The following is a 9,041-nucleotide window of genomic DNA, read 5'->3' on the forward strand; positions in this document are numbered from 1 at the left end:
GGTAGCCGCACCCCGCCCGTCGCCACACCCTGTCACCGCGATGTCACTGTGCACACAGCAGAAACGCGGTGGGGGACCAGAAGGTTCCCCGTACAGCGCCCTCTCACACCCCTGCGAGCACAGTCGATCAGCAACTCATCGCAATTAACTCCACTAATGATCACTCTCCGCGCATCCACTGCTCCATTACGGAAAGAAGATGATCAGGATCGACGGGCTTGGTGACATAGTCGGAAGCTCCGGATTCGAGCGCCTTCTCCCGGTCACCCTTCATCGCCTTCGCCGTCAACGCGACGATCGGCAGCCCGGCGAACTGCGGCATACGGCGGATCGCCGCCGTCGTGGCATAGCCGTCCATCTCCGGCATCATGATGTCCATCAGTACGACCGTCACATCGTCGTGCTGTTCCAGGACTTCGATGCCCACGCGCCCGTTCTCCGCGTAGAGCACCGAAAGACCGTGCTGCTCCAGCACGCTGGTGAGCGCGAAGACGTTGCGGATGTCGTCGTCGACGATGAGCACCTTCTCGCCACGGAACCGGAACGCCCTGCGGACCTCGGGCTCCTCCTGCCCGGCAAGCGTCCACGGCTCCTGCGGGGCCGCCGGCGCGGTGCTCCGGGGCGGCAGTGCGGGCCGCCGCTCCGCACGCTCCAGGCTCTTGCGACGGCGTCGCATCAGACCGGCCGCGCCGGCCGGACCCGGTGCCGCGGCCGCAGCGCCGGCACCCGGACCGGCCTCCGGCAACAGCCCCTCCTCGATCGCCACGCCATGCGCCTCGATGGGCCCGGGGCCGATCTGCGGGTATCCCTGCGGCGGCAACTCGCTCGGGTGCAACGGCAGGTACAGCGTGAACGTCGAGCCCCGGCCGGGCTCGCTGGCCGCATGGATCTCGCCGCCCAGCAACCGGGCGATCTCCCTGCTGATGGACAGCCCGAGCCCCGTACCGCCGTACTTGCGGCTGGTCGTACCGTCCGCCTGCTTGAACGCCTCGAAGATCACCCGCATCTTGCTGGAGGCGATCCCGATCCCGGTGTCGGTGACCGAGAACGCGATCAGGTCGGCGTCCGCGTCACGCAGTGAGCCGGCCTCCAGGAGCTGCTCACGGATGGCGTTCGGCACATCCTCGTTGGCGTGCCGGATGACCAGCTCGACGGCCCCGCTGTCGGTGAACTTCACCGCGTTGGAGAGCAGGTTGCGCAGCACCTGCAACAGCCGCTGCTCGTCCGTGTGCAGGGTCGCCGGCAGTTCCGGCGAGACCCGCACGGAGAAGTCGAGCCCCTTCTCCGCCGTGAGCGGCCGGAAGGTCGCCTCCACGTAGTCCACCAGCTGAACCAGTGCGATCCGGGTCGGGCTGACATCCATCTTGCCCGCCTCGACCTTCGTCAGATCGAGAATGTCGTTGATCAGCTGGAGCAGATCGGAACCGGCCCCGTGGATCGTCTCGGCGAACTCCACCTGCTTGGGCGAGAGATTGCCCTCGGCGTTGTCCGCGAGCAACTTGGCCAGAATGAGCAGCGAGTTGAGCGGCGTACGCAACTCGTGCGACATGTTCGCCAGGAACTCGGACTTGTAGCGCATCGAGACCGCGAGCTGCTCGGCGCGCTCCTCCAGGACCTGACGGGCCTCCTCGATCTCGGTGTTCTTGACCTCGATGTCACGGTTCTGCTGGGCGAGCAGTTCGGCCTTCTCCTCCAGTTCGGCGTTGGAGGCCTGGAGCGCCTTCTGCCGGTTCTCCAACTCCTGAGAACGGTCGCGCAATTGCTCGGCCAGCTCCTGCGACTGTTCGAGGAGCTTCTCGGTCTTCGTATTGACGCTGATGGTGTTGACGCTCGTCGCGATCATTTCCGCGAGCTGGTTGAGGAAGTCCCGCTGAATATGGGTGAACGGCTGGAAGGACGCCAGCTCGATCACGCCGAGCACCTTCCCCTCGAAAAGCACCGGCAGCACGATCACATGTGCGGGCGGCGCCTCACCGAGACCGGAGGAGATCTTCAGATATCCCGGCGGAACGTTGTCCACCTGAATGGTCCGCTTCTCCTCGGCAGCCGTGCCGATGAGCGTCTCGCCCGGCCGGAAGGACGTCGGCATCGAGCCCGCCGAGTATCCGTAACTGCCCCTCATGCAGAGTTCGTACGAGCCCTCGACATCGCTGTCCGGGCCCACCGCCCCGGTGTCCCCCGTCGGCATGGCCAGGAAGAACGCACCGTGCTGAGCGGACACGACCGGTGTCAGCTCGCTCATGATCAGCGAGGCCACGTCGTCCAGGTCGCGGCGCCCCTGCATCAGGCCGGAGATCCGGGCGAGGTTGCCCTTGAGCCAGTCCTGTTCCTTGTTGGTCGCCGTGGTGTCGCGGAGATTGGCGATCATGGTGTTGATGTTGTCCTGGAGGGCCTGGATCTCGCCGGCCGCGTCCACATCGATCTTCAGGTTGAGATCGCCACGGGTCACCGCGGTGGCGACGGCCGCGATGGCCCGCACCTGACGGGTGAGGTTTCCGGCCATCTCGTTCACCGACTCGGTGAGGTCGCGCCAGGTGCCGTCGACGTCCCGGACCCGGGCCTGGCCGCCCAGCTGCCCCTCCGTGCCCACCTCGCGGGCCACCCGGGTCACCTGCTCGGCGAAGGAGGACAGCTGGTCGACCATCGTGTTGATGGTGTTCTTCAGCTCCAGGATCTCACCGCGCGCGTCGATGTCGATCTTCTTGGTGAGGTCGCCCTTGGCGATGGCGGTGGTGACCGCGGCGATCTGACGCACCTGACCCGTCAGGTTGGACGCCATCGAGTTCACCGACTCGGTGAGGTCCTTCCACGTACCGGAGACCCCGGGCACCCTGGCCTGGCCGCCCAGTTCGCCCTCCGTGCCCACCTCGCGGGCGACTCGCGTCACCTCGTCGGCGAACGAGGACAGGGTCGTCACCATCGTGTTGACGGTGTCCGCCAGCTCGGCGACCTCGCCGCGCGCCTCGACGGTGACCTTCTTGCGCAGATCGCCGTTGGCGACCGCCGAAGAGACCCGGGAGATGTTCCGCACCTGGCTGGTCAGGTTGTTGGCCATCAGGTTGACGTTGTCGCTGAGGTCCTTCCAGATGCCCGTCGCACCCGGCACCCGGGCCTGGCCGCCGAGGATGCCCTCGGTGCCCACCTCACGGGCGACCCTGGTCACCTCGTCGGCGAAGTTCAGCAGCTGGTCCACCATGGTGTTGACGGTCGTGACCAGTTCGAGGATCTCGCCCCGGGCGTCGACGGTGATCTTCTTGGAGAGATCACCGTTGGCGACCGCGGTGGTGACCTCGGCGATGTTGCGGACCTGCATGGTCAGGTTGTTCGCCATGCCGTTGACGGACTGGGTGAGGTCCTTCCACGTACCGGACACTCCCTGCACCTCGGCCTGGCCGCCGAGGATGCCCTCCGTACCGACCTCGCGGGCGACCCTGGTCACCTGCTCGGCGAAGTTCGAGAGCTGGTCGACCATCGTGTTGATGGTGTTCTTCAGCTCCAGGATCTCGCCCCGCGCGTCCACATCGATCTTCTGCGACAGGTCACCCCGCGCCACCGCAGTGGCGACCTGCGCGATGTTTCGGACCTGAGCGGTGAGGTTGCCCGCCATGCCGTTCACCGAATCGGTCAGATCACGCCACACCCCGGCCACGCCGGGCACCTGCGCCTGACCGCCCAGCCGCCCGTCGGTACCGACCTCGCGGGCGACCCGGGTCACCTGCTCGGCGAAGGCGGAGAGCTGGTCGACCATCGTGTTGATGGTGTTCTTCAGCTCCAGGATCTCGCCCCGCGCGTCCACATCGATCTTCTGCGACAGGTCACCCCGCGCCACCGCAGTGGTCACCTGAGCGATCTGGCGCACCTGCGAAGTCAGGTTCCCTGCCATGAAGTTGACGGAGTCGGTGAGCTCCTTCCAGGTGCCCGAGACGCCGTCCACCCGGGCCTGGCCCCCGAGGCGGCCCTCCGTACCCACGTCACGCGCCATCCCCGTCACCTGGTCGGCGAAGCTGGAGAGCTGCGACACCATCGTGTTGACGGTGTTCTTCAACTCCAGCATCTCGCCCGCGACATCGACGGTGACCTTCTGCGTCAGGTCACCGTTGGCCACCGCGGTCGTCACCTGCGCGATGTCGCGCACCTGCCCGGTGAGGTTGCGGAACGCCGCGTTCACCGAGTCGGTGAGGTCCTTCCAGGTCCCCGCCGCACCCGGCACCTCGGCCTGACCACCGAGCCGGCCCTCGACGCCGACCTCCCGGGCGACCCGGGTCACCTCCGAACCGAACGCCTGGAGCTGGTCCACCATCGTGTTGACGGTGTTCTTCAGCTCCAGCATCTCGCCGGCCACATCCACCGTGACCTTCTGGGACAGGTCACCGTTGGCCACCGCCGTGGTCACCTGCGCGATGTCCCGCACCTGGGTCGTCAGGTTCCGGAAGACCGTGTTCACCGAGTCGGTGAGGTCCTTCCAGGTCCCCGCCGCACCCGGCACCTTCGCCTGACCGCCGAGCAGACCCTCGCCACCGACCTCGCTGGCCACCCGGGTCACTTCGTCCGCGAAGAGCCGCAGCGTGTCGGTCATCTGGTTGATGGTCTCGGCCAGTTGCGCCACCTCGCCACGGGCGCTCACCGTGACCTTCTGGGACAGGTCGCCGTTGGCGACGGCCGTGGTCACCTCCGCGATACCGCGCACCTGGGAGGTGAGGTTCCCGGCCATCGTGTTGACGGAGTCCGTGAGGTCCTTCCACACCCCGGCCACACCCGGCACGGTCGCCTGCCCGCCGAGCTCACCCTCCGTGCCCACCTCACGGGCGACCCGGGTCACCTCGGAGGAGAACGACGACAGCTGGTCGACCATCGTGTTGACGGTGTTCTTCAGCTGGAGCATCTCGCCGGCCACATGGACGGTGACCTTCCGCGACAGATCGCCCTTGGCGACCGCCGTCGTCACCAGGGCGATGTCGCGCACCTGCGCGGTCAGCCGGTACGCCATGGTGTTCACGGAGTCCGTGAGGTCCTTCCACGACCCGGACATCCCGCGCACCTGGGCCTGTCCGCCCAGCTTGCCCTCGGTACCCACCTCGACCGCGACCCGCGTCACCTGCTCGGTGAACGCCGACAACTGGTCGACGAGGCTGTTGACCGTACGGGCGACCTTCAGGAACTCGCCGCGCAACGGCCGTACCGTCTCGTCGGACGTGTGCGAGCGCAGTTCCATCCGCTGTTCGAGATCACCGTCGGCCACCGCCGAAAGCACCCGCCCGACCTCCGAGACCGGGCGTGCCAGATCGTCGACGAGCTCGTTGGAGGCGTCGATCGCGGCGGCCCAGGAGCCCTCGCAGGCGCCCGTCTCCAGCCGCTCGGTGAGCTTCCCCTCACGTCCGACCACCCGCCGCACCCGGGCCAGCTCACCGGTGAGATGCAGATTGCGGTCGGCGACCTCGTTGAAGACCGCCGCGATCTCCGCCATCACATCGTCGCCCGAGACGGTCAGACGCCTGCGGAAATTCCCGTCGCGCATCGCCACGAGGCCCGCCAGCAGTCTGTTGAGCGCCGCCGCGTCGACGTCGATGGTTCCATTGCGCTGTTTCTTCACGGACTGTCCGCCTTTTGTGCGCGTGCTTTTGCCCCGCGCCGCCACGCCAGACTCCACCGTGTCCCTCCCGCAGGGGTTGACCGTATCGCTCGGGCCTTGTCCTGGAGCTTGCCCAGTTCTTCTTTGGCTCACCGCCACGGACCACCGTCGACGGGTGACCATGGGGACGTCAAATCGTTGAAACGTACCAGGCCCGACGCAGCCGGGGTGCAAGCTCCAAGGGTTGTCCCGCATCACCCGGCTGAGAAGCCCACACTTGTCCGTTCACAGGTCCGTTCCTGCTCGCTCCTGCCCGAAGTCGCCCCTCGTGTATCCGGCACCGAGACCGAGCGTCTAGCCTGGCAGGCGAATCGAAGCGGCGAGAAACGGGCACAGGACTCGGGGAAGCGACGAGACACCAATGGGGAGTGCTGTGATCACCGCGCGCGCGGCCGCCACCTTCGACCCGGTCGGGCGCTCGGTCGCGACCGCCCGCGCCTTCGTCCGTGACACCCTGCAGGGGTGGGGCTACACCGACGTGGTCGACGACGCGGTCGTCCTCACCAGCGAGCTGGTGACCAATGCCGTGATCCACGCGGGCACCGCGGCGGACGTGCTGTGTCTGCGCACGGAGGACGGCGTCCGGATCGAGGTCTCGGACCACTACCCGGAACGCGAGGTCCCGCTCCAGAGCGCGGGCCCGGACTTCGGCAGCCCGGACCGCGAGAACGGCCGAGGGCTGCTGCTCTGCGCGGCACTCGCCACCCGGTGGGGCGTCGAGTACTCGCCCACCCGCAAGCATGTCTGGTTCCAGCTCGACCTGCCCGAACGCCCGGTGGGCATCCGCTCGGCGGGCCCGCTGCTCCCCGTGGGACTGCTCCCCGTCGCCGACGAACGCGTCCGGGTGGCGGTCGTCCAGATCGACAGCGCCGGCTCCATCGCGGCCTGGAACGAGGACGCCGCATTCCTTTTCGGCCATACCGCGGATCAGGTCACCGGGAAACAGCTCACCGACTTCACCGCCTGGCCCCAGACCCCCGGCACCAACACGGGCATCGTCGACGCCCTCCAGCTCTCGCGCTGGGAGGGCAGTTACGGGATCCGGGGCGACGACGGCCGGATCATCCCGGTCTACGCCTCGCACCTGCGGGTCCGTGACACCCATGGCGAGCCCTCGACCGTCTGCCTGCTCGTCCGCGACTACGAACGCGCCGTGCTCCAGTCGCCGGCCCGCACGCCGGTGTCCGACACGAACTCCGAGAACGGCAAGACGGACCCGTTCGAGATCTTCATCGGCTCCCCCGCCCCGGACGACCTCGACGGCCTGCTCCAGCGCACGGTCGAACGGGCCCGCGACATGCTCGATGCCGATGCGGCCTTCCTGCTGCTGGCCACGGACGACGAGACGGAGCTGGAGGTACGGGCCACCACGGGCCTGCCCTCCGCCCGCCAGCGTTTCGCACGCGTCCCGGTGGAGGCCGGAACCGGACGGTACGGATCCGCCCGGATGCCCGCCGTCCACGAAGACCTCGACAACGTGCCGGGCGCCGTCCCGCTGCTCGGCGGGACCGGGATGCGTTCTGTCGTCACCGTCCCGCTCAAGGTCGAAGGGCGGCTGACAGGCTCCCTGGGCGTCGCCGCCGAAGCGGCCGGCCGCTACTCGAACGAGGAGGCCCTGCGCCTGCAGTTCGCCGCGGACCGGATCGCGCTGGCGGTCGAGTCGGCCCGTCTGGGCGAGCTGGAGCGCCTTCGTCGCGGTTCCCTCTCCTTCCTCGTCGAGGCCTCCGACCTGCTGGCCGGAACCCTCGACCGGGACCAGACCCTGGCGCTGATGGCCCAGATGACGGTCCCCACCCTGGCCACCTGGTGCGCCGTGTACACGATCGCCGACCAGTCGTCCGATCCGTACCTCTCCTACGTGCTGCACGAGGACGAGGAGCGCATCGACGGGCTCAAGGCTCTGCTCTCCAAGATCGCACCGCCCGACCCCGTGCCGACCCCCGGCGCCCGCGTCTGGACCGCCCCGTCCGAGGCCGCCCACCAGGCCGCCCTGCGGAGTTCGATGCGCACGCTCGGCCTCGGTGAGACCGGCCGGTTCGTCGAACCGGGCAGACTGGGTTCCGGCATCCGTACGACGCTCGCCACCGCGGCCGCGGTGGGCGGCGAGACGGTGGTCCTGCCGCTCGTGGCCCGTAACCGTGTCATCGGCATGCTGACGCTGGGGAAGCCCTCCGACGACCATTTCCGCCAGGAGATCCTGGAGTTGGCCGAGGACCTCTCCCGCCGCGCCGCCCTGGCCCTCGACAACGCCCGCCTCTACTCGGAGCGCACGGCGATCAGCCAGTCCCTGCAGCGCAGTCTGCTGCCGCCGGGGCTGCCCGACGTCCCCAATGTCGAGATCGAGGTCATCTACCGCGCGGCCGGCGAGGGCAACGAGGTCGGCGGTGACTTCTACGACGTCTTCCCGATCCGCGACGGCGCCTACGGCTTCGCCATCGGCGACGTGTGCGGTACAGGGCCGGAGGCCGCGGCCGTCACGGGCCTCGCCCGCCACGCCCTGCGCCTCCTCGCCCGCGAGGGCTTCGGCGGCCCCGCAGTGCTGGAGCGACTCAACGCCGCCATCCTGGACGAGGGCGCCCGCAGCCGCTTCCTGACCCTCCTGTACGGCGAGCTGTGGCCCCAGGAGGATGGCAGCGCCCTGCTGAAGGTGGTCTGCGCGGGACACCCGCTGCCGCTGCGCCTGCGTCAGGACGGTTCGGTCGAGGCGGCGGCCGAGCCCCAGCCGCTGCTGGGGGTCATCGAGGAACTCGAACTGTACGAGCAGACGGTGACCCTGGCCCCGGGCGATGTCCTGCTGTGCGTCACCGACGGCGTCACGGAACGCCGGGAGGGCACCCGCATGCTGGGCGACGACGGTCTGGCGGACGTCCTGTCGACCTGCACGGGCCTCACGGCGGGTGCGGTGGCGGCTCGCATCCTGCGGGCGGTGGAGCGTTTCGCCGCCGAGCCGGCCTCGGACGACATGGCCATCCTCGCCATGCGCGTGCCCGAGCCTCCCAACCTCCAGTAGGGCTGCACCAACAGGAAAGGCCCCCGCCGACTGGCGGGGGCCTTTCCTTGTCTTCTGAGCCCCAATGCGGAATCGAACCGCAGACCTTCTCCTTACCATGGAGACGCTCTACCGACTGAGCTATTGGGGCCTGCTGCGCTGTGGCAACGAGGTAAAGCATACCCCGAACTCAGGGATGCTCAAAACCACTGGCCGCAGAAGACTCTGACGGGCCCTCACGGGGCCTGCCCTGTCCCTCCCACCACAATGCGGACCTGCTCGCGCAAGGCCGGCCCGACGAAACGACGTCATCGGGCGCCGCCCGGTCAATGCCCGTAAACGCAGAAAAGCCCCGTGCCACAAGGGCACGGGGCTTTCCCGTAAAAGGAGTTCGGCGGCGTCCTACTCTCCCACAGGGTCCCC

At 68.4% G+C, this 9,041-nt stretch carries 2 protein-coding genes and 1 tRNA gene; 1 reads left to right on the forward strand and 2 read right to left on the reverse strand.

The window, feature by feature from the left end; genetic code table 11:
* Window positions 1–160: 160 nt before the first annotated feature.
* Complete coding sequence (locus tag ACWCPY_RS28060) at window positions 161–5,590, reverse strand: HAMP domain-containing protein (RefSeq protein ID WP_451269518.1); 5,430 nt, start codon at window positions 5,588–5,590, stop codon at window positions 161–163.
* Window positions 5,591–6,002: 412 nt separating this feature from the next.
* On the opposite strand from ACWCPY_RS28060, the gene ACWCPY_RS28065 reads away from it, so the two are divergent.
* A complete protein-coding gene (locus ACWCPY_RS28065; protein ID WP_451269520.1) occupies window positions 6,003–8,639 on the forward strand; it encodes a SpoIIE family protein phosphatase in 2,637 nt (878 codons plus the stop codon).
* A 57-nt stretch (window positions 8,640–8,696) separates the two neighbouring features.
* Here ACWCPY_RS28065 and ACWCPY_RS28070 read toward each other — a convergent pair.
* A tRNA-Thr gene (locus ACWCPY_RS28070) sits at window positions 8,697–8,769 on the reverse strand.
* Between the last annotated feature and the right edge of the window lie 272 nt (window positions 8,770–9,041).

It is taken from the genome of Streptomyces sp. NPDC002403, assembly GCF_053593015.1.